This is a genomic window from Dickeya oryzae (genome assembly GCF_020406815.2).
Taxonomy (GTDB): Bacteria; Pseudomonadota; Gammaproteobacteria; order Enterobacterales; family Enterobacteriaceae; genus Dickeya; species Dickeya oryzae.
On sequence record NZ_CP162670.1, the window covers coordinates 2,175,997 to 2,194,760 of the forward strand.

The window sequence follows — 18,764 nt, forward strand, 5'->3', positions numbered from 1 at the left end:
CAGCCTGTGACAGAATGTCAGGTTCAGAGAAAAACCAGTTGTTTAGGTAGTACAGTCACCCATCATGCAGAACCGTGGAATGCAGGATCGTAATTTTAACGATATCGCAGACAAATTTGCCCGCAACATTTATGGCACCACCAAAGGGCGGTTACGTCAGGCGGTATTGTGGCAGGATCTGGAAACCCTGCTGACACGCCTGCCGTCACAACCGCTGCGTATTCTGGATGCCGGCGGCGGTGAAGGGCCAATGTCACGCCGTCTGGCAGCGTTGGGCCATCAGGTGTTGTTGTGCGATCTCTCCGATGAGATGATTACGCGCGCCCATGACGCTGCGTGTGAAGAGGGTGTGGCGGATAACATGCGTTTCGTGCGCTGCGCTGCGCAGGATATCGGCGCGCATTTATCGCAACCGGTCGACTTGGTGCTGTTTCACGCCGTGCTGGAGTGGGTTGCAGAGCCGCAACATGCGTTGCGTGCGCTGACCGATTGTCTGGCACCGGGCGGTGCGCTATCGCTGATGTTTTACAACCATCAGGCGTTGGTGATGCGCAATATGGTGCTGGGTAATTTTGGTTATGTCGAAGCCGGTATGCCCAAGCGTAAACGGCGTTCACTGTCACCAGACCACCCGTTGGACCCACCGCAGGTCTATCAGTGGCTCGCTGAACTGGGGCTGCAACTGAGCGGCAAAACCGGCATCCGGGTGTTTCATGACTACCTGCAAAATAAGCAACAACAGATTGACGATTTTGACCAACTGCTGGCGCTGGAGCAGCGCTATTGTCGGCAGGAGCCCTTTGTCAGCCTGGGGCGCTACATTCATGTTATGGCACACAAGCATGTTATGGCACACGAGCACGTCATGGCGCATAAGCCCCCTATGAAGGATGCATTATGAGTGATTTTTCCCAGACCGTACCCGAACTGGTTGCCTGGGCGAGAAAAAATGACTTCGCCATTACGCTGCCCACCGAGCGTCTGGCGTTTCTGCTGGCTATCGCCACCTTAAACGGTGAGCGTATGGACGGCGAAATGAGCGAAGGGGAACTGGTGGACGCATTCCGTCACGTCAGTAAAGGCTTTGAACAAACCCATGAAACTATTCCGGTACGCGCCAACAATGCCATCAACGATCTGGTGCGTCAGCGTTTGATCAACCGATTCACCAGCGAACTGGCGGACGGCAACGCGATTTACCGGCTGACGCCGTTGGGTATCGGTATCACCGACTATTACATTCGTCAGCGTGAGTTCTCCGCACTGCGTCTGTCGATGCAGTTATCGATCGTGGCGCAGGAGCTGGGGCGTGCGGCCGAGGCCGCAGAAGAAGGTGGCGACGAGTTTCACTGGCACCGCAATGTGTTCGCACCGCTCAAGTATTCGGTGGCGGAAATCTTCGACAGTATCGACCTGTCACAGCGCGTGATGGATGAACAGCAGCAGGGGGTGAAAGAGAATATCGCCGGGCTGCTCAATCAGGACTGGCGTGCAGCGATTTCCAGTTGTGAAAAACTGTTGACCGAAACCTCGGATACCTTGCGCGAATTGCAGGACACGCTGGAAGCGGCGGGCGACAAGTTACAAACCAGCCTGCTGCGTATACAGGACGCGACGCTCGGCCACGATGAACTGGCGTTTGTCGACAATCTGGTTTTTGACCTGCAAGGTAAGCTCGACCGCATTGTTAGCTGGGGCCAGCAAAGCATTGACCTGTGGATCGGTTACGACCGCCATGTTCACAAGTTCATCCGTACCGCTATCGATATGGATAAGAATCGCGTCTTTGCCCAGCGGTTGCGTCAGTCGGTACAAAGTTATTTCGAGGCACCGTGGGCGCTGACCTACGCCAACGCGGATCGCCTGCTGGACATGCGCGATGAAGAGCTGGCGTTGCGTTCCGAAGAAGTCACCGGCGAGTTGCCGCCGGATCTGGAGTATGAAGCCTTCAGTGAAATTCGTGAGCAGATCGCCGCTATGATCGAGCAGGCGCTGCAGAAATACAAACAGCAACAAATACCGCTTAATCTGGGTGACGTTGTGCGGGAATACCTGACGCAGTACCCGCGCTCGCAGCATTTTGATGTTGCCCGAATCGTGGTCGACCAGGCGGTTCGCCTGGGCGTGGCCGAAGCTGATTTCACCGGATTGCCTGCGCTGTGGCAGGCAATCAATGATTACGGAGCCAAGGTACAGGCCCATGTCATCGACAAATATTGATCAACACGTTTCCGCCCGGCTGATGACCGCGCTCTCCAACACCTTATTTCCGGCGCTCGACAGCCAACTGCGCGCCGGTCGCCACATTGGTGTGGAAGAGCTGGAAAATCACGTTTTCCTGATGGATTTTCAGGATGAGCTGGAGCAGTTCTACGGCCGTTATAACGTGGAGCTGATTCGCGCTCCCGAGGGCTTTTTCTACCTGCGACCGCGCTCCACTACGCTTATCCCTCGTTCGGTATTGTCCGAGTTGGATATGATGGTGGGCAAAATTCTCTGTTATCTCTACCTCAGCCCCGAGCGGCTGGCGCATGAGGGCATTTTCAGCCAACAGGAACTGTATGAAGAACTGCTGAGCCTGGCGGATGAGAACAAATTGTTGAAGCTGGTAAACCAGCGTTCCACCGGCTCGGACCTTGACCGGCAGAAATTGCAGGAGAAGGTACGCACCTCGCTTAACCGGTTACGTCGTCTTGGCATGATCTATTTTATGGGTGTCGACAGCAGCAAATTCCGTATCACCGAAGCGGTGTTTCGTTTTGGTGCCGATGTGCGTAGCGGCGATGACCCACGTGAAGCGCAGTTGCGGATGATCCGTGATGGTGAAGCCATGCCGATAGACGGCAGCCTGTCGCTGGACGATAGCGATGAGGGGACTGGCGATAACGCCTCCGGTGATGATCAACGTGCTGAGGATGAACAGGAATGATTGAACGCGGTAAATTTCGCTCACTGACGCTGGTTAACTGGAACGGCTTCTTTGCCCGCACGTTTGATCTGGATGAATTGGTGACCACCTTGTCCGGCGGCAACGGTGCCGGGAAGTCCACCACCATGGCGGCGTTTGTCACCGCATTGATCCCCGATCTGACGCTGTTGCACTTTCGTAATACCACGGAAGCGGGTGCCACCAGCGGCTCCCGTGATAAGGGGCTGCACGGTAAGCTACGTGCCGGGGTGTGTTACTCGGTGCTCGATGTCGTCAACTCTCGCCATCAACGTGTGCTGGTCGGGGTTCGCTTGCAGCAGGTCGCCGGGCGCGATCGTAAGGTCGATATTAAACCCTTTACCATTCAGGGCCTGCCGATTGCCGTTTCTCCGACACAGATCCTCACCCAGACGGTGGGCGAACGGCAGGCGCGCGTACTGTCGTTGCAGGAAGTGAAAGACAGGCTCGACGAGTACGAAGGCGTTCAGTTCAAGCAGTTCAATTCCATCACCGATTACCATTCGTTGATGTTTGATCTGGGCGTGGTGCCCAGACGCCTGCGTTCGGCATCGGACCGCAGTAAGTTTTATCGCCTGATCGAAGCCTCGTTGTACGGCGGGATTTCCAGTGCCATTACCCGCTCGCTGCGCGATTACTTGCTGCCGGAAAACAGCGGCGTGCGTAAAGCCTTCCAGGATATGGAAGCGGCACTGCGCGAAAACCGCATGACGCTGGAAGCCATCCGCGTTACCCAGTCGGACCGTGATCTGTTTAAGCACCTGATCTCTGAAGCGACTTCGTACGTGGCAGCGGACTACATGCGCCACGCCAATGAACGACGCGTGCATCTGGATGGCGCGCTGGCGCTGCGTCGCGAGTTGTTCGCTAGCCGTAAACAGTTGATCACCGAACAAACCCGCCATGTGGAAATGGCGCGTGAGCTGCAAGAACAGAGCGGTGCTGAAAGCGATCTCGAAACTGATTATCAGGCCGCCAGCGATCACCTCAATCTGGTGCAGACCGCGATGCGCCAGCAGGAGAAAATCGAGCGTTACAACGCCGACCTGGAAGAGCTGAGCTACCGGCTGGAAGAACAAAACGAGGTGGTGGAAGAAGCGCGCGATCAACTCGAAGAGAATGAAGCCCGCGCTGACGCCGCCGAGCAGGAAGTAGACGAGCTGAAGAGCCAACTGGCCGATTACCAGCAGGCGCTGGATGTGCAGCAAACGCGTGCGATTCAGTACCAGCAGGCACAACAAGCGCTGGAGCGCGCCCGCAGCTTGTGTCAGGTACCTGAACTGACAGCGGATAACGCCGATGAGTGGCTCGACAGCTTCCAGGCCAAAGAGCAGGAAGCGACAGAATTGCTGCTGATGCTGGAGCAAAAGCTGAGCGTGGCAGATGCCGCCAACAGCCAGTTCGAGCAGGCTTATCAGTTGGTGTGCCGCATTGCCGGTGCTGTCAGTCGCAGCGAAGCCTGGGACGTTGCCCGTGACCTGTTGCGCGACAGTTCTTCTCAGCGCTATCTGGCTGAACAGGTGCAACCGCTGCGTATGCGGTTGTCGGAACTGGAACAGCGCCAGCGCGAACAACAAGACGCCGAGCGTTTGTTGCAGGAATTCATCAAGCGTAGCGGTCAGGATTATCAGCCGGAAGACCTCGACGACCTGCAACAGGAGCTGGAAGCGCGCATCGAGGATTTATCCGTCCGTGTGTCGGAGGCTGGCGAGCACCGTCTGGCGTTGCGCCAGGAGCTGGAACAGATCCAGCAGCGGATCGCGCAACTGACCACCCGTGCACCGGTATGGTTGGCGGCGCAGGAAGCCCTGACCCAGCTAGGAGAACAGAGTGGCGAGCATTTTGCTGATAGTCAGCAAGTCACCGAGTTCATGCAGCAATTGCTGGAACGCGAACGTGAAACTACGGTGGAACGCGACAGTGTGGCGGCCCGTAAGCAGCATATTGACGCACAGATTGAACGCCTGAGCCAGCCGGGCGGCTCTGAAGACCCCAGGCTTAACGCGCTGGCGGAGCGGTTTGGTGGTGTGCTGCTGTCTGAAATCTATGATGACGTGACGCTGGATGACGCACCGTACTTCTCTGCGTTATACGGCCCGTCGCGCCATGCGATTGTCGTGGCGGATCTGTCGCTGGTGCGCGAGCAACTGGCAGGTTTGGATGATTGCCCGGAAGATCTCTATCTGATCGAGGGGGATCCGCAGTCGTTTGACGATAGCGTGTTTGAAGTCGAAGAGCTGGAAAAAGCGGTGGTGGTGAAAATCGCCGATCGTCAGTGGCGTTACTCTCGTTTCCCCGAGGTGCCGCTGTTTGGTCGTGCGGCCCGTGAACAGCGTCTGGAAAGCCTGCGTGAAGAGCGTGAGCAACTGGCGGAACAGTACGCCACGCTGTCGTTTGACGTCCAGAAAATCCAGCGTCTGCATCAGGCGTTCAGTCGCTTTATCGGCAGCCACTTAGCGGTGGCGTTTGACGCGGACCCGGAAGCGGAAATCCGCCAGATCAGTAGCCGACGCAGCGAGCTGGATCGCGCTATCAGCAATTTCGATAACGAAAATCAGCAGCAGCGTCAGCAGTACGAGCAAGCGAAAGAACAGGTCGGTATGTTAAACCGCCTGATACCGCGCATCAGCCTGCTGTGTGATGATGCGCTGGCTGATCGGGTGGAAGAACTGCGTGAAGAGCTGGACGAAGCCGAAGACGCCGCGCGCTTTATGCAGCAGCATGGTGCTTCGTTGGTGAAACTGGAGCCACTGGCGGCGGTGTTGCAAAACGACCCGCAGCAGCATGAGCAAATGCGTGAAGATTATGCGCAGGCGCAGGCGGCGCAACGTACTGCCAAACAGCAGGCGTTCGCCTTGACCGAAGTGGTTCAGCGCCGTGCGCATTTCAGTTACACCGACTCGGCGGGCATGCTCAATGCCAATGCTGATCTTAATGATAAATTGCGTCAGCGGCTGGAGCAGGCAGAGCAGGAGCGTACCCGCGCCCGCGAGCAACTGCGCCAGCATCAGGCACAACTGACCCAGTACAGCCAGTTGCAGGCATCGCTGAAGAGTTCTTATGATGCTAAACGCGACATGCTCAAGGAGTTGACCCAAGAGCTGTCGGATATCGGTGTTCGTGCTGATGCCGATGCAGAAGCGCGTGCCCGGACACGTCGTGACGAACTGCATGCGGCGCTGAGCGCCAACCGTGCCCGCCGTAACCAGTTGGAAAAACAGATAACCTTCTGTGAAGCGGAAATGGATAGCTTGCAGAAGAAACTGCGTAAGCTGGAACGTGATTACCATGTCATGCGCGAGCAGGTGGTGACTGCCAAGGCGGGCTGGTGTGCCGTGATGCGGTTGGTGAAAGACAATGGCGTAGAGCGCCGTTTGCACCGCCGTGAACTGGCATACATGAGCGGCGACGAACTGCGCTCGATGTCGGATAAGGCGCTGGGGGCGCTGCGTCAGGCGGTGGCAGATAACGAACATCTGCGTGATGTGCTACGCATGTCGGAAGATCCGAAACGGCCAGAGCGCAAAGTTCAGTTCTACATTGCGGTGTATCAGCATCTGCGCGAGCGTATCCGTCAGGATATCATCCGCACTGATGACCCGGTGGAAGCCATCGAACAGATGGAGATAGAGCTGAACCGACTGACTGAAGAACTGACCGCCCGTGAGAAAACGCTGGCGATCAGTTCCCGCAGTGTGGCGAACATCATCCGCAAGACCATCCAGCGCGAACAAAACCGTATCCGCATGCTCAACCAGGGATTACAGTCGGTGGCATTCGGTCAGGTGAAGAGTGTGCGGTTGAATGTGAACGTGCGCGAAACCCATACCACGCTGCTTAATGTGTTGTCTGAGCAGCAGGAACTGCATCAGGATCTGTTCAACAGCACCCGCCTGACCTTCTCTGAAGCATTGGCGAAGCTGTACCAGCGCCTGAACCCAGAAATCGACATGGGCCAGCGCACACCACAGACTATCGGTGAAGAACTGCTGGATTACCGCAACTATCTGGAGATGGAAGTGGAGGTTAACCGTGGTGCAGATGGCTGGTTGCGTGCCGAGAGTGGGGCGTTGTCCACGGGTGAGGCGATCGGGACCGGGATGTCGATTCTGGTGATGGTGGTACAGAGTTGGGAAGAAGAGTCCCGCCGTCTGCGTGGCAAGGATATTTCGCCGTGCCGTTTGCTGTTCCTCGACGAAGCGGCGCGTCTGGATGCGAAATCCATCGCGACCTTGTTCGAGCTGTGTGAACGGTTGGAAATGCAGCTGATTATCGCCGCGCCGGAAAACATCAGCCCGGAAAAAGGCACTACCTACAAACTGGTGCGAAAAGTATTCCAGAACCACGAGCATGTGCACGTGGTGGGTCTGCGCGGGTTTGGTAGCGATGCAGCAGAAACGACGCAGCAGGCGTCATAATGCTTTGTTATTAAATGAAAAATGCCCGCGATAGCGGGCTTTTTTTTACCTGCCGTCCTGCTGTTATCAAACGCTAGGTTGACGAGCGGTGGAGCGATGATCTAGTGGGATACAGGGTGGCCTGTGCATCGTCCGAGATGGTGCGTAAAATGCAGCACATAAATATAAGCGTCAAAACAGGGAGAAAAACGTGAACATCAACGCATTACCGCTGGATGCCAATACCAATGGCTGGTCGGCGATGTTAGCGCCACGAGAAGCAAAACCGGTACTGCGCCAGTCTGTCAATGCTGACTGGTTGGTGATTGGTGCGGGTTACGCCGGGCTGGCGTTTGCCCGCCGGATAGCGGAAAACCACCCACATGAGCAGGTGGTGGTGCTGGATGCGCTTGATATTGATGGCAGCGCCTCCGCGCGCAATTCCGGGTTTGCCATTGACCTGCCGCATAACATCGGCAGTTCCACCGCAGAGCTGGAAAAAGCCGCCAGTTATCGGCGTCTGTTGCAGGCAGGGCTGGCGCAACTGGAGGCGCAAATCAGCCGCTATGGTATTGCATGCGACTGGAACCGCAGCGGTAAGTATCACTGTATTGTCCGCCCTGAGTTGGGGACGTTACTGGACCAGTATGCTCACGAATTGCAGTCGCTGTCAGAACCCTATCAGTTATTACAAGGCGAGAACCTGACCCGCCAATTAGGCACACCTTATTACTACGCGGCTATCTATACGCCGAATTGTGTCTTGCTCAACCCGGCGGCGCTGGTGCGGGGGTTGGCGGATAATCTGCCTGATAATGTCACGCTGTATGAGCGCTCGCCGGTACTGGAGATCCAACCCGGCACAACGGTGCAGGTGCGAACACCTTACGGGAGCGTAAAGGCCCGGCAGGTGATGGTGGCGACGAACGGTTGTGCCCGACAATTGCCGATGTTTTCCCACCAGGTGGCTGGATTATCGACATTTGCCACGTTGACCGAGCCGCTGACGACGGAGCAGCGCCAACGCATCGGAAATATTGCTGAATGGGGGATGACGCCAGCAAATGCCATCGCCGGGGCTACGCTACGCTATACCCGTGACCACCGTTTTCTGATTCGCCAGCACGTCACCTATGTACCGAGTTACACTGTCACAGCAAGATACACGGCAGATATCACGCGCCGACATCAGGCGATCTTTTTATCCCGTTTCCCGCAACTGGCGGATGTGGCCATCGCGCATAGCTGGTCTGGGATGATCGGTGTGACCCGCAACGGTGCGCCGACCTGGGGGCGATACGGCGATAATTTGTATGCTGCATTGGGGTGCAATGGTGCCGGTATTTCGAAGCAAACCATTGCTGGCAGCACGCTGGCGGATCTGGCAAGCGGTGTCGATAATCCTCTGATTACCGAGATGCAGTCGCTAGGTAAACCGAATTGGATTCCACCGCGTCCACTGCTGGATATCGGCATCCGTGGCAGCATCCTGAAAGAACGCTGGCTGGGGCGAAAAGAATAACCGCAGCTATCAATAGCGCATGCTGTAGTCAGATAAAAGCCTTGACCTTCCTGTTACTGGAAGGTGCAGTCTGCCACCTATTATCATCATTTTTTCGAATGATAACTGACTGGAGGAGAGCGGTATGCGTCGCCGTGAGTTTATCAAATTGAGCGCTATGTTGGGGGCATCCAGCCTGTTGCCCTGGTGGAGCCGTTCCGTCTGGGCTGATGAACGCCCAACCCTGCCAGTGCCACCACTGCTTGCACCGGATGCGGCAGGTAACATTGCACTGACACTGCAAACGGGCAGTATGCGTTGGCTGGCGGGAATGGAAACCGCTACCTGGGGCGTGAATGGCGGTTTTTTGGGGCCAGCGTTGCAACTGGAACAAGGCAAGACAGTAACGATGAATGTCACCAATACCTTGCCTGAAACCACCACCCTGCACTGGCACGGCATGGAAATTCCCGGGGATGCCGATGGGGGCCCACAGGCAGAGATCGCACCGGGAGGGACATGGACGGCGACATTCCGGGTTGAGCAACCGGCGGCGACAGCGTGGTTTCATCCACACACCCATGGCGTGACCGGGCGACAAGTGGCGATGGGGCTGGGCGGGCTTATCCTGATTCAGGATGCCGCCAGCCGGGCGTTGCCACTACCCGCTCAATGGGGTGTGGACGATATTCCGGTTATCCTGCAAGACAAGCGGTTGGACGCCAAAGGGCAGATTGACTATCAGCTGGATGTGATGTCAGCGGCGGTTGGCTGGTTTGGCGACTTGATGCTGACCAATGGCGCGCGCTATCCGCAGCATACTGCGCCACGCGGCTGGTTACGCTTGCGTATTCTTAACGGATGTAACGCACGTTCGCTAACACTGGCGAGCAGTGATGGCCGTCCGTTGTATGTGATTGCCAGTGATGGTGGGCTGTTGGCTGAGCCAGTGCGGGTGAGCAACCTGACGGTGTTGATGGGCGAGCGGTTTGAAGTTCTGGTCGACGCGCGTGATGGCAAGGTGTTCGATATGGTGGCGTTGCCAGTGACACAGATGGGGATGCGCCTGCCACCGTTTGACCAACCCTTACCGGTGTTGCGTATCCATCCCTCCGCTCAGCCGGGCGTGGGCAAGTTGCCAGAAACGCTGGTGTCATTACCGGCACTGCCGTCAACGGCGGGCCTGAAAACGCGTCAGCTACAGCTGTCGATGGACCCGCGGCTTGACATGCTGGGCATGCAGGCACTCATGGTGCGTTATGGTATGCAGGCGATGTCAGGGATGGATATGAACGCGCACGGCTCAATGCAGGGGATGTCGCATGATGTCGGCATGTCTATGCCATCAGGCATGGGGCAACATGGCATGAGTATGAATCACGGCAGTATGAATCATAACGCGATGAGTAACGGCAGCATGGATCATGGCAACATGACCCATGACGGAATGAACCACGGTGATATGAATCACGGGGCAATGGACCCACAAGCCGGGCTCGCACCGCTGGATCTGTTGTCGGCCAATCGCATCAATGGTGTCGCGTTTCAGATGGGGCAGCCGATGTTTGATGTGAAACGCGGTGAGCTTGAAGTCTGGAATATTTCCGGGCAGGGCGACATGATGCTGCATCCTTTCCATATTCACGGCACCCGTTTTCGCATTCTGTCCGAAAATGGCAAACCGCCCGCTGCGCACCGGCGTGGCTGGAAGGACATTGTGCATGTGGAAGGAGCACGCAGCGAGGTGCTGGTGCAGTTTAGTCACCCGGCGGCGAAAGAACGGGCATTCATGGCGCACTGCCATCTGCTGGAGCATGAGGACACCGGTATGATGATGTCGTTTACAGTGTCCTGATACTAAGGAAAAGCGAGGTTCGCTGCACAACCGCCTCAGGCTTGCGCGTCGGACATCGCTTTTTCCTGCTCACTGAGCCGCTGATCAAAGCGCTCGCGTGCTTGTGCCACCTGTGGCAGATATTCGACAGTCCAGCGGTACAGCGCCTGAAACGGTTCTTTCAACGTGTGACCCAATGGCGTGATATGGTATTCCACCGCAATCGGCGAAAACGCCAGCACCCGTCGTTCCACAATACCGTTGCGTTCCAGTTTGCGCAGACACTGTGTCAGGGCTTTTTGCGTAATGCCTTCCAGACTGCGTTTGAGATCGTTAAAGCGCAGCGGCTTCTCACATAATGCACCTAACACCAGCACCGACCATTTGTCGGCGATTTGTTCCAGCAAAAAGCGGCTGGGGCAGTTAGCGTGGGAGTAAGGGGCGGCGCAAGATTTCAGCATAGTGGTTTCCTTAAGGCTACCTGGTAGCATGAATGTGCCTGATTGACACCAAGTTTACATTGTATACCATCACGGGTTCATGCCCAAGGAGATGATTACATGGCCAATATTGATGTGCTGTTCCGTCCTTTTACGCTGAAAACACTGAAATTAAAGAATCGTATCGTGATGGCGCCGATGACCCGCTGTTTCGCCACTGATGGTATTCCGGGCGATGATATTGCCGCTTACTATCGCCACCGTGCGGAAGGTGAGGTTGGGTTGATTCTGTCGGAAGGCACGGTGGTGGATCGCTCCGGTTCGCGTAACCACCCCGGGATCCCGTTTTTTCATGGTGAGCGTGCGTTAGCGGGCTGGCAAAACGTGATTAACGAGGTTCACGCGGCTGGTGGCAAGATGGGGCCGCAAATATGGCACGTCGGTTCGGCACCGCTTAAGGGTGTGGAATGGGAACCGGATTACATTGAAAGCCCGTCAGGACTGTTCTCGCCAGAAGTAGAGCGTGGGCATGCCATGACGGAAGAAGACATTGCCGATACCATTTCCGCCTTCGCCCGTGCGGCTGCTGACGCGAAGCGCCTCGGGTTTGATACGCTGGAATTGCATGGTGCGCACGGATACCTGATCGATCAGTTCTTTTGGGGGGAAACCAACCAGCGTACTGATGCGTTTGGTGGCGCAACGGTTAAGCAGCGCGCGCGTTTTGCTGCCGAGGTGGTGAAAAGCGTCCGTGAAGCGGTAGGGCCAGATTTCCCGCTGATCTTGCGTGTTAGCCAATGGAAGCAGCAGGACTACAATGCGCGTTTGGCTCCGACGCCGCTGGCACTGGAGGATTGGCTGGCACCGCTGGTGTCTGCTGGCGTAGATATTCTGCATTGCTCACAGCGTCGTTTCTGGGAGCCGGAATTCCCGGATGTAGACGGTGAAAACGGCCTGAACTTTGCTGGCTGGGCGAAGAAAGTCACGGGAGCGGCAACCATTAGCGTAGGGTCTGTCGGGCTGTCTGATGATTTCTTCGGTGCGTTTGCCGGGCAAGGGTCTGGTCCGGCGGGTCTGGATACGTTGCTGGAACGTATGGAGCGCGATGAGTTTGATTTGATCGCGGTAGGCCGTGCACTGCTGACCGACTCTCATTGGGCGGCGAAAGTGCATCGTCATGAGTTGGATAGCCTTAAAGGGTTCGAACCGGCCTCGCTTGGCCAGTTGGCCTAAATGCCCTCAGACCCCGATCTGTCGGGGTCTGACAGTTGAGTTGGCGGGCATCGCCTCATCGTTATCACCGTGCCGTCATAACATGCGGATGGCGGCATTCACCACAAAACGACTCTCTTCACTGATGGGACAATCCTCCGGGATATCGGACGGCTGACGCACGATTTGCCAGGCATCGTGTTCCGTTTCGTTCAGGCAAACCTCTTCTTGCATCACGTCAACCAGAAAGTTCCACTGACGAACTTTTTCGTTACTCGGCACCAGATAATCGAAAAACCCCAGATAATGACGGATATAACGCAACCGCAGGCCGGTTTCTTCCTGCAATTCTCTCATCAGCGTGGCGAGCAGGTTGTGATCGCCAGGTTCGCGGCCACCGCCGGGAATTTCCCAGTATCCGGGTAACATGGGGTCATTAGCACTGCGACGCACCAGGAGTATACCGCCCCGGAATACTACCGCGGCTGCCATGGTTTGACGGGTAATCCCTTCTTGTTGTGCCTGAAACTCGAATTGGCACAACATCCTGGTGTAGGTGCTGTCCTGCGGGGAAAACAAAAACATGCTCTCATACCTGCACTGGGGTGAATGAATATGTCCGACCGGACATGCTAGAGATCTAGCGTGACAGTGATATTTCACAAACAGAATAAATACAATAGAAATCTTTACAAAAGTAATTATTGTTATTCATTATTTCTACAGTACTTGACATAGCCCGCACGCAGGGCGGGCTAAAGATGTCATGAAACTGGCGCTCATCAGCGCCAGTGTGGGGATTAACGCACGTTAGGCACGCGGATGTTGCCATCACGACACTGGGTTTTTACCGATTTACCGCAGGACTGGAAATTCAGATTTTTGTCCATGCACACCCGAATTTCAGACAATTCCGGGCCGCTACAGACAGCGGCGATCCCATCTTGTGGGATTGACGGGTTGCTCTGGCGGAATGTGGCCAGAATCTGCTCAGCGGTCATTTGCAGCGGCTTGGTCGGTGCATTGAAGCTGGCCGGGATCTTCACATTGGTTACGGCTTTATCCGCCGCCTGCAAATATCCATTAGCGCCCAATCCGCTACAGGTACCGTGTTTTTCCCACTCATGCGTCAGCAGCGTATCGGTTGGGAACAGGGTATTACCGTATTTACGCTCCTGCGCAGTCAGCGCTTTAATGGGCGGGCAGTCTTGCGGCCAGCCACCGTTGGCATATTGCGGCCACAGGCCGTGCAGCACAAAACCATATCCCTTGGTGCATTGCTCATTACTGGCGTGTGTCAGACAAAACGTGGGGGACCAGGATAACGTCAACAGATAGAAATCAAACACACCGGCCTGACCCTTTGCAGGCACAGCAGGGCTTACCGTCAGGCCGACGGTGAATACCAAACCAGCCAGCAACGAATATATTTTTTTCATAACTTTCTCCTGTCGGATTTTTTAGTTTTGCACGGGTACGCATTCGCCGTACCACATAGGGTGGACAAAAATAACAAGTAAAAACCTTGCGATGGATCTTATTTTTTAGATCATAAACACTGGGTGAAAAAATAACCGCAACATGTGCGTGATGCCAGTATAGCAGCTGTATTCTGTATGCGTAAAAAATCGCGAAATGTCAAATTCTGGTGTAATAAATATTAATGTCGTTTAAATATCAGCTAGTTAAATTATTTTAAGAAAGGAGAGAAATAGGCTGTTATTTTTATGGGAAATAATAGTGATCATGAATTAATCGGCTGGTTATTTTGTAAAAACATCGAATGGAAAATAACCGGTGCATACCCTAAATAATTATTAGATGAGGAAGGTGTCTCTTTTGACGATGATGTGTGGTGCGGCGAGCCTTTGCACTCGCCGAAAACCGGGGTAGTGATTAATCTGGCAACCCCTCAAACGGTAGCGCACGATGCAACGCGACATGCTGTACCAGCATGATGGTTTTGGCATCCATAATGGTACCCTCAGCAATCGCGGCCAATGCCTGCGGTAGCGTCATCTCCAGGGTTTCCAAATCTTCACCTTCATCTTCAATGCCACCTCCCGTGCCGATACGGGAGCTATCATCATATTCCCCAAGAAAGAAATAGAGTTTCTCCGTTACCGAACCGGGGCTCATGTAGGCTTCCATCACCTTACGAACATTGAATACCCGATAACCGGTTTCTTCTTCCGCTTCGGCGCGGATCCGCACTTCGGGGTCGGCATGATCGAGCAAACCGGCTGCGGCTTCAATTAGCATCCCGTCGTGCCCGTTGACGAAGACCGGAAAGCGGAATTGACGCGTCAGTAACAATGTTTGCTTGTGGCGATGATACAGCAGGATAACTGCGCCATTGCCGCGATCATAGGTTTCACGGCTTTGCCGCTGCCAGGTGCCGTCCCGACGTAAAAAATCAAAGGTGTTTTTCTTCAGCACATACCAATCGTCGGACAGTACTACGCTGTCGACAATACGAACGCGATCTCGTGTGGTGAGCATCATCACTCTCCTGAACAAGGAATGAGCACTCATCCTAGCGCGAGGTTTCGTGCATACTCAAGTTATTTCGTGCAATTACGTGCGGAATTGATTGCCTGAAATACTGATAAAAAGAATAAACGTGCAAATTCAGGCATAATCAAGTAAATAAAGGCAGGCACAACATACTGGGGGAACACCATGCTGACGACACAACGCAAACAGCGAATTCTGGAACAACTGGCGGCGGAAGGACAGGTGCTGGCAAAGCAACTGAGCGATGCCTTTGGTGTGTCGGAAGATACCATTCGGCGTGACTTACGTGAGCTGGCCAGTGAAGGGCGATTACAGCGAGTACATGGCGGAGCCTTGCCTGCGTCAGAAACGGTAGTCAGTTTTGATGCCCGCAGCCGGATAGCGATAGGTGCCAAACATCAACTGGCGCAGGCCGCTGCATCGCTGATTCTGCCGGGGCAGGTCGTCATGATTGATGGTGGCACGACCAGTGGCGAACTGGTGAAGTGTCTGCCACTTTCGCTGACGGCGACCGTGGTAACGCATAGTCCGAGTGTGGCGGTGGCGTTGGTAAACCACCCCGGTATTGATGTGGTGCTGATTGGTGGTCGTCTTTACAAGCATTCACTGGTCGCGGTAGGTGCGGCGGCGGTGGAGGCACTGGCGACGATCCGCGCCGATATCTTTTTTATGGGCGTCACCGGGGTGCATCCGCAAGCGGGTTTCAGCACCGGCGATCTGGAAGAGGCGTATATCAAACGGGCGCTGGCAGCACGAGCGGCGGAAACCGTTGTCATGGCGACACAGGATAAACTGAATGTCGCCTCCCGCTATGCAATCGGCGAGCTCACCATGGCCAGCACGCTGATTGTGGAATCCGCAGTGCCTGATGAGGTGACGGCACCTTTTTCGCAGGCGGGAGTGAGTTTGGTTCGGGCTTGACGTTGTGGGTGGACACAAGTGCTATTTACGATTGCAGACGGGTAACCTACCGTTGGCGTAAACAAACTGCAGAATTTGTCTGCGTTCTAAATATCTTATGTATGCTGATGTATAAATGCCGCCCGTCCGTTCCATCGGTATTATCGGCTCGACTGGAATAGGGCAGGCAGATACCCACAGCATACTTTCTGACACACCGCCTGATATTTCTTCGTTGTTTCGGAACGTATTTCCACCTGAATGACCCGGCTTATTATTAAAGGCAGATACAACAAATTGATGAATTCGATTATTAAGTTTTTGACTTGTCGTTTCGCCGATATAAATGATGGATGCGTTATTGGCACAATAGTCAGAAGGTGCAGTCTCACCGCGGGCAATCATATAGACACCAGGATGATCTTTCCCAATGATATCTTGCCTTTGGGTTAGGTTAACCCATGGGTGGAATTTAAAGTTTTTAGACATATGAATCCCTTTTTATATTGCCTAACAAATAAACTTTTATCAAAATAATAAAATAAAAGTTTATGTATTAATGCATATTTGGATTTTTAAGTTGCTCTGTATTGTCAATATGGTATTTTTTATAGATGCATAGTGACATGTGGTGTATTCTATTTTAATTTACTTTCAATATTTTCCCTAGATTGTTTTTAACTATTTCCTTCAAGGTCTGAAGTGGTTCTGTGCTTTGGATACGATGTAACATTGCATGACAGTTCGGGCAAACAGGGATTAAATCATCTTTATAATTAATTATATACTCTTCACCAATTTCTGATATTGGGATTAAATGATGAACATGTATAAATCCGTTAGCCAATTTCCCATAGATTAAAGTTAGGTCTAGATTACACACCTTACATATCGTACCATGATAGTTAATGCATTTATTTCTTGCTTCTCTACTACGTTCATATTTTTTAGTGAAAACCTGTTTTATTGTACCTTCCTTGAGATCTGAGGATGATTGAGCCTCATCGGGGAGAGATTCTTTTTCGAGCTTATTGTTGAAATAATCTTCAATGTAATTAAGCAAGTGTGGCGTACGATCAAGTTTTTTGGTCCCTTGTGGAGCGGCTTTAAGTTCATGTTTTAATAGTTTTTCAAGTGATAGATTGGGATTTTCGATTTGCTCAATAAGCTCTAGGCGCATATAAAATCCGGATAAAGACTTCTGATATTCATCTCGATTTTTCCAATATTCTTTATCATTACGAATTTCGTCTGAAGACAAATTCACTTTAGTGACACGGCATTTATATTGGATTTTTCCTGTTGGTTTTGTAACGTAAATGTAAACGATATCTAATACTTTGTACTTAGTTCTGCCCTGACGCCAATCAATAGATCCATAATCCTTAAAAGAGGATGTATGATCGTATACCTCTGAATTTGCTGAAATCAACCAATTCATAAAGATTTCCTTGGGGTGAAAATTAATTCCATGGGTCTTTATTACATCAAAATTTGTATTTTCTACTCTTTCATGTATATGAAATGTACATTCCCTAACTCTGTTTTTTCAACGTTAGGATCCAAAATAGTAGTCAGGGTTATAGGGGGAATATTTATATAAACAAAAAACTGATCGAGTATGATAATATATTTAATACCAGTTCTTTTGTTCAGTATCAAGTATCAAATCTTATAAATGAAAAACTATCGCATCCCCAGACTTGCACCTGAATCAAGGATAAGGGGGGCTAAACCGACCGGTCGGGATTGACTCGCGCGTTGCGCTCGCCCTACGGGCCGCCTGCGGCGGTCCAAAACGGCAAGCCGTTTTGTCGAACCCTGTCGAGGCTTCTCATCCATCCCGTCACCGGTTAAAAACAAAAACCCCAGACTTTCGTCTGGGGTTTTTGTTTTTAATCTGGCGGTGAGGGAGGGATTCGAACCCTCGATACGTTTTCACGTATACACACTTTCCAGGCGTGCTCCTTCAGCCACTCGGACACCTCACCGGATCGTCGCCTGCAGGGGCAACGGGGCGCTACTCTAGGGAAAATCCTCAGCAGCGTCAACACACTTCTTTCATAAAAGCGTGCGTTTAGCCAAACTTAGCGCAATTTGCTGCTTTAGTCGCCATTTCTGCCTGTCAGCTCTCTGCCACGATGGGGGAAATAGTGCATGTTTCATTTCTGTTAATTTGTCGTTATCCCATCATTGCCTCGGCTGTGCCAGTACGGGATAAATGGTATGCTTGCTTATCAATGCCGAGTCAGGAGAAACCATGTACCCCGTCGATTTACACATGCACACCGTCGCCAGCACCCACGCTTACAGCACCCTGCATGACTACGTGGCAGAAGCCAAAACCAAACAGATCCGCCTGTTCGCTATTACCGATCACGGCCCGGATATGGCGGATGCACCGCATCACTGGCATTTCATCAATATGCGTGTCTGGCCGCGAATGGTGGAGGGGGTTGGTATCCTGCGTGGAATTGAGGCGAATATTAAGAATCTGGCAGGCGACATCGACTGCACCGGGCCGATGCTGGAGTGTATGGACGTGGTTATCGCTGGTTTTCATGAGCCGGTGTTTCCCCCCTCAGACCGTGATATCCACACCGAAGCGATGATTGCCGCGATGGCTCAAGGATCAGTCCATATCATTAGTCATCCCGGCAACCCAAAATTCCCGATTGATATTCAGGCGGTTGCTCAGGCGGCCGCGAAATATAATGTGGCGCTGGAATTGAATAATTCCTCGTTTACTCATTCCCGCAAAGGCAGTGAGGCGAATTGCCGGGCAGTAGCCGAAGCGGTGCGCGACGCGGGTGGGTATCTGGCGTTGGGATCAGATTCACATATCGCCTGGTCGCTGGGTGAGTTTCCACACTGTGAGCGTATTATGCGAGACGTTGATTTTCCGCAGGATCGCGTGTTGAATGTCAGCCCGCGCCGGGTGCTGGATTTTCTGGAACAACGTGGGAGACCGGCCATCCCGGAGTTTGCCGATCTGTGACGTTGTCACTAAATCGCG

Annotated in this window: 15 protein-coding genes and 1 tRNA gene; 9 read left to right on the top strand and 7 right to left on the bottom strand. The window is 53.4% G+C overall.

From position 1 onward, the window contains the following. Positions 1-79: 79 nt before the first annotated feature. The 6 genes from cmoM to cueO all read left to right on the top strand — a co-directional run bounded on the left by cmoM (position 80) and on the right by cueO (position 10,700). Positions 80-901 (top strand): tRNA uridine 5-oxyacetic acid(34) methyltransferase CmoM, encoded by an 822-nt coding sequence (cmoM, locus tag LF929_RS09565; protein WP_038904501.1) that lies wholly within the window; start codon positions 80-82, stop codon positions 899-901. Continuing rightward, complete coding sequence (mukF, locus tag LF929_RS09570) at positions 898-2,220, top strand: chromosome partition protein MukF (RefSeq protein WP_038908114.1); 1,323 nt, start codon at positions 898-900, stop codon at positions 2,218-2,220. The genes cmoM and mukF overlap by 4 nt, the downstream gene beginning before the upstream one ends. Further along, positions 2,201-2,929, top strand: a complete 729-nt coding sequence (mukE, locus tag LF929_RS09575; protein ID WP_012884907.1) for a chromosome partition protein MukE — start codon at positions 2,201-2,203, stop codon at positions 2,927-2,929. Before mukF ends, mukE begins: the two co-directional genes overlap by 20 nt. Further along, positions 2,926-7,365, top strand: a complete 4,440-nt coding sequence (mukB, locus tag LF929_RS09580) for a chromosome partition protein MukB (RefSeq protein WP_226092581.1) — start codon at positions 2,926-2,928, stop codon at positions 7,363-7,365. Before mukE ends, mukB begins: the two co-directional genes overlap by 4 nt. 190 nt (positions 7,366-7,555) lie before the next feature. Beyond that, positions 7,556-8,866 carry an FAD-binding oxidoreductase gene (locus tag LF929_RS09585; RefSeq protein WP_226092580.1) on the top strand — a complete coding sequence of 437 codons (1,311 nt, stop codon included), beginning with the start codon at positions 7,556-7,558 and terminating at the stop codon, positions 8,864-8,866. A gap of 124 nt (positions 8,867-8,990) precedes the next feature. After that, the gene (cueO, locus tag LF929_RS09590; protein WP_226092579.1) at positions 8,991-10,700 is read left to right on the top strand and encodes a multicopper oxidase CueO; all 1,710 of its coding nucleotides are present in this window, start codon (positions 8,991-8,993) and stop codon (positions 10,698-10,700) included. A gap of 35 nt (positions 10,701-10,735) precedes the next feature. Here cueO and LF929_RS09595 read toward each other — a convergent pair whose 3' ends face one another. Further along, positions 10,736-11,140: a helix-turn-helix domain-containing protein gene (locus tag LF929_RS09595; RefSeq protein ID WP_226067186.1), complete on the bottom strand. Its 405-nt coding sequence runs from the start codon at positions 11,138-11,140 to the stop codon at positions 10,736-10,738. 99 nt (positions 11,141-11,239) lie between these two features. Between LF929_RS09595 and LF929_RS09600 the strand changes: the two genes are divergently transcribed. Continuing rightward, positions 11,240-12,352, top strand: a complete 1,113-nt coding sequence (locus LF929_RS09600; protein WP_038904491.1) for an NADH:flavin oxidoreductase — start codon at positions 11,240-11,242, stop codon at positions 12,350-12,352. Between the two features lie 75 nt (positions 12,353-12,427). On the opposite strand, the gene LF929_RS09605 is transcribed toward LF929_RS09600, so the two are convergent. The 3 genes from LF929_RS09605 to LF929_RS09615 all read right to left on the bottom strand — a co-directional run bounded on the left by LF929_RS09605 (position 12,428) and on the right by LF929_RS09615 (position 14,833). Next, positions 12,428-12,916, bottom strand: coding sequence for an NUDIX hydrolase (locus tag LF929_RS09605; protein ID WP_023639805.1), 489 nt, complete (start codon positions 12,914-12,916; stop codon positions 12,428-12,430). Positions 12,917-13,131: 215 nt separating this feature from the next. Continuing rightward, positions 13,132-13,770: a ribonuclease T2 gene (locus LF929_RS09610; RefSeq protein WP_038904490.1), complete on the bottom strand. Its 639-nt coding sequence runs from the start codon at positions 13,768-13,770 to the stop codon at positions 13,132-13,134. A gap of 457 nt (positions 13,771-14,227) precedes the next feature. Beyond that, the gene (locus LF929_RS09615; RefSeq protein ID WP_226092590.1) at positions 14,228-14,833 is read right to left on the bottom strand and encodes an NUDIX domain-containing protein; all 606 of its coding nucleotides are present in this window, start codon (positions 14,831-14,833) and stop codon (positions 14,228-14,230) included. A gap of 180 nt (positions 14,834-15,013) precedes the next feature. Between LF929_RS09615 and LF929_RS09620 the strand changes: the two genes are divergently transcribed. Continuing rightward, positions 15,014-15,769 carry a DeoR/GlpR family DNA-binding transcription regulator gene (locus LF929_RS09620; protein ID WP_210176793.1) on the top strand — a complete coding sequence of 252 codons (756 nt, stop codon included), beginning with the start codon at positions 15,014-15,016 and terminating at the stop codon, positions 15,767-15,769. A gap of 21 nt (positions 15,770-15,790) precedes the next feature. Here the strand turns inward: LF929_RS09620 and LF929_RS09625 are convergent, their stop codons facing one another. The 3 genes from LF929_RS09625 to LF929_RS09635 form a co-directional block, all read right to left on the bottom strand. Further along, positions 15,791-16,237: a hypothetical protein gene (locus LF929_RS09625; RefSeq protein ID WP_226092578.1), complete on the bottom strand. Its 447-nt coding sequence runs from the start codon at positions 16,235-16,237 to the stop codon at positions 15,791-15,793. A 154-nt stretch (positions 16,238-16,391) separates the two neighbouring features. Continuing rightward, positions 16,392-17,189, bottom strand: coding sequence for an HNH endonuclease (locus LF929_RS09630; RefSeq protein WP_226092577.1), 798 nt, complete (start codon positions 17,187-17,189; stop codon positions 16,392-16,394). Between the two features lie 460 nt (positions 17,190-17,649). Beyond that, positions 17,650-17,739: transfer RNA gene (locus tag LF929_RS09635), tRNA-Ser, on the bottom strand. Positions 17,740-18,008: 269 nt separating this feature from the next. Here LF929_RS09635 and LF929_RS09640 point away from each other — a divergent pair. After that, positions 18,009-18,746 carry a phosphatase gene (locus LF929_RS09640; protein WP_210175702.1) on the top strand — a complete coding sequence of 246 codons (738 nt, stop codon included), beginning with the start codon at positions 18,009-18,011 and terminating at the stop codon, positions 18,744-18,746. Positions 18,747-18,764 lie beyond the last annotated feature (18 nt).

Excerpts from the sequence above, each read along its gene's own strand:
- LF929_RS09610 (WP_038904490.1), bottom strand. The coding sequence starts at position 13,770 with ATGAAAAAAATATATTCGTTGCTGGCTGGTTTGGTATTCACCGTCGGC.
- LF929_RS09630 (WP_226092577.1), bottom strand. The coding sequence starts at position 17,189 with ATGAATTGGTTGATTTCAGCAAATTCAGAGGTATACGATCATACATCC.
- LF929_RS09640 (WP_210175702.1), top strand. The coding sequence starts at position 18,009 with ATGTACCCCGTCGATTTACACATGCACACCGTCGCCAGCACCCACGCT.
- LF929_RS09620 (WP_210176793.1), top strand. The coding sequence starts at position 15,014 with ATGCTGACGACACAACGCAAACAGCGAATTCTGGAACAACTGGCGGCG.
- LF929_RS09595 (WP_226067186.1), bottom strand. The coding sequence starts at position 11,140 with ATGCTGAAATCTTGCGCCGCCCCTTACTCCCACGCTAACTGCCCCAGC.
- LF929_RS09625 (WP_226092578.1), bottom strand. The coding sequence starts at position 16,237 with ATGTCTAAAAACTTTAAATTCCACCCATGGGTTAACCTAACCCAAAGG.
- mukE (WP_012884907.1), top strand. The coding sequence starts at position 2,201 with ATGTCATCGACAAATATTGATCAACACGTTTCCGCCCGGCTGATGACC.
- cueO (WP_226092579.1), top strand. The coding sequence starts at position 8,991 with ATGCGTCGCCGTGAGTTTATCAAATTGAGCGCTATGTTGGGGGCATCC.
- mukB (WP_226092581.1), top strand. The coding sequence starts at position 2,926 with ATGATTGAACGCGGTAAATTTCGCTCACTGACGCTGGTTAACTGGAAC.
- LF929_RS09600 (WP_038904491.1), top strand. The coding sequence starts at position 11,240 with ATGGCCAATATTGATGTGCTGTTCCGTCCTTTTACGCTGAAAACACTG.
- mukF (WP_038908114.1), top strand. The coding sequence starts at position 898 with ATGAGTGATTTTTCCCAGACCGTACCCGAACTGGTTGCCTGGGCGAGA.
- cmoM (WP_038904501.1), top strand. The coding sequence starts at position 80 with ATGCAGGATCGTAATTTTAACGATATCGCAGACAAATTTGCCCGCAAC.
- LF929_RS09615 (WP_226092590.1), bottom strand. The coding sequence starts at position 14,833 with ATGCTCACCACACGAGATCGCGTTCGTATTGTCGACAGCGTAGTACTG.
- LF929_RS09605 (WP_023639805.1), bottom strand. The coding sequence starts at position 12,916 with ATGTTTTTGTTTTCCCCGCAGGACAGCACCTACACCAGGATGTTGTGC.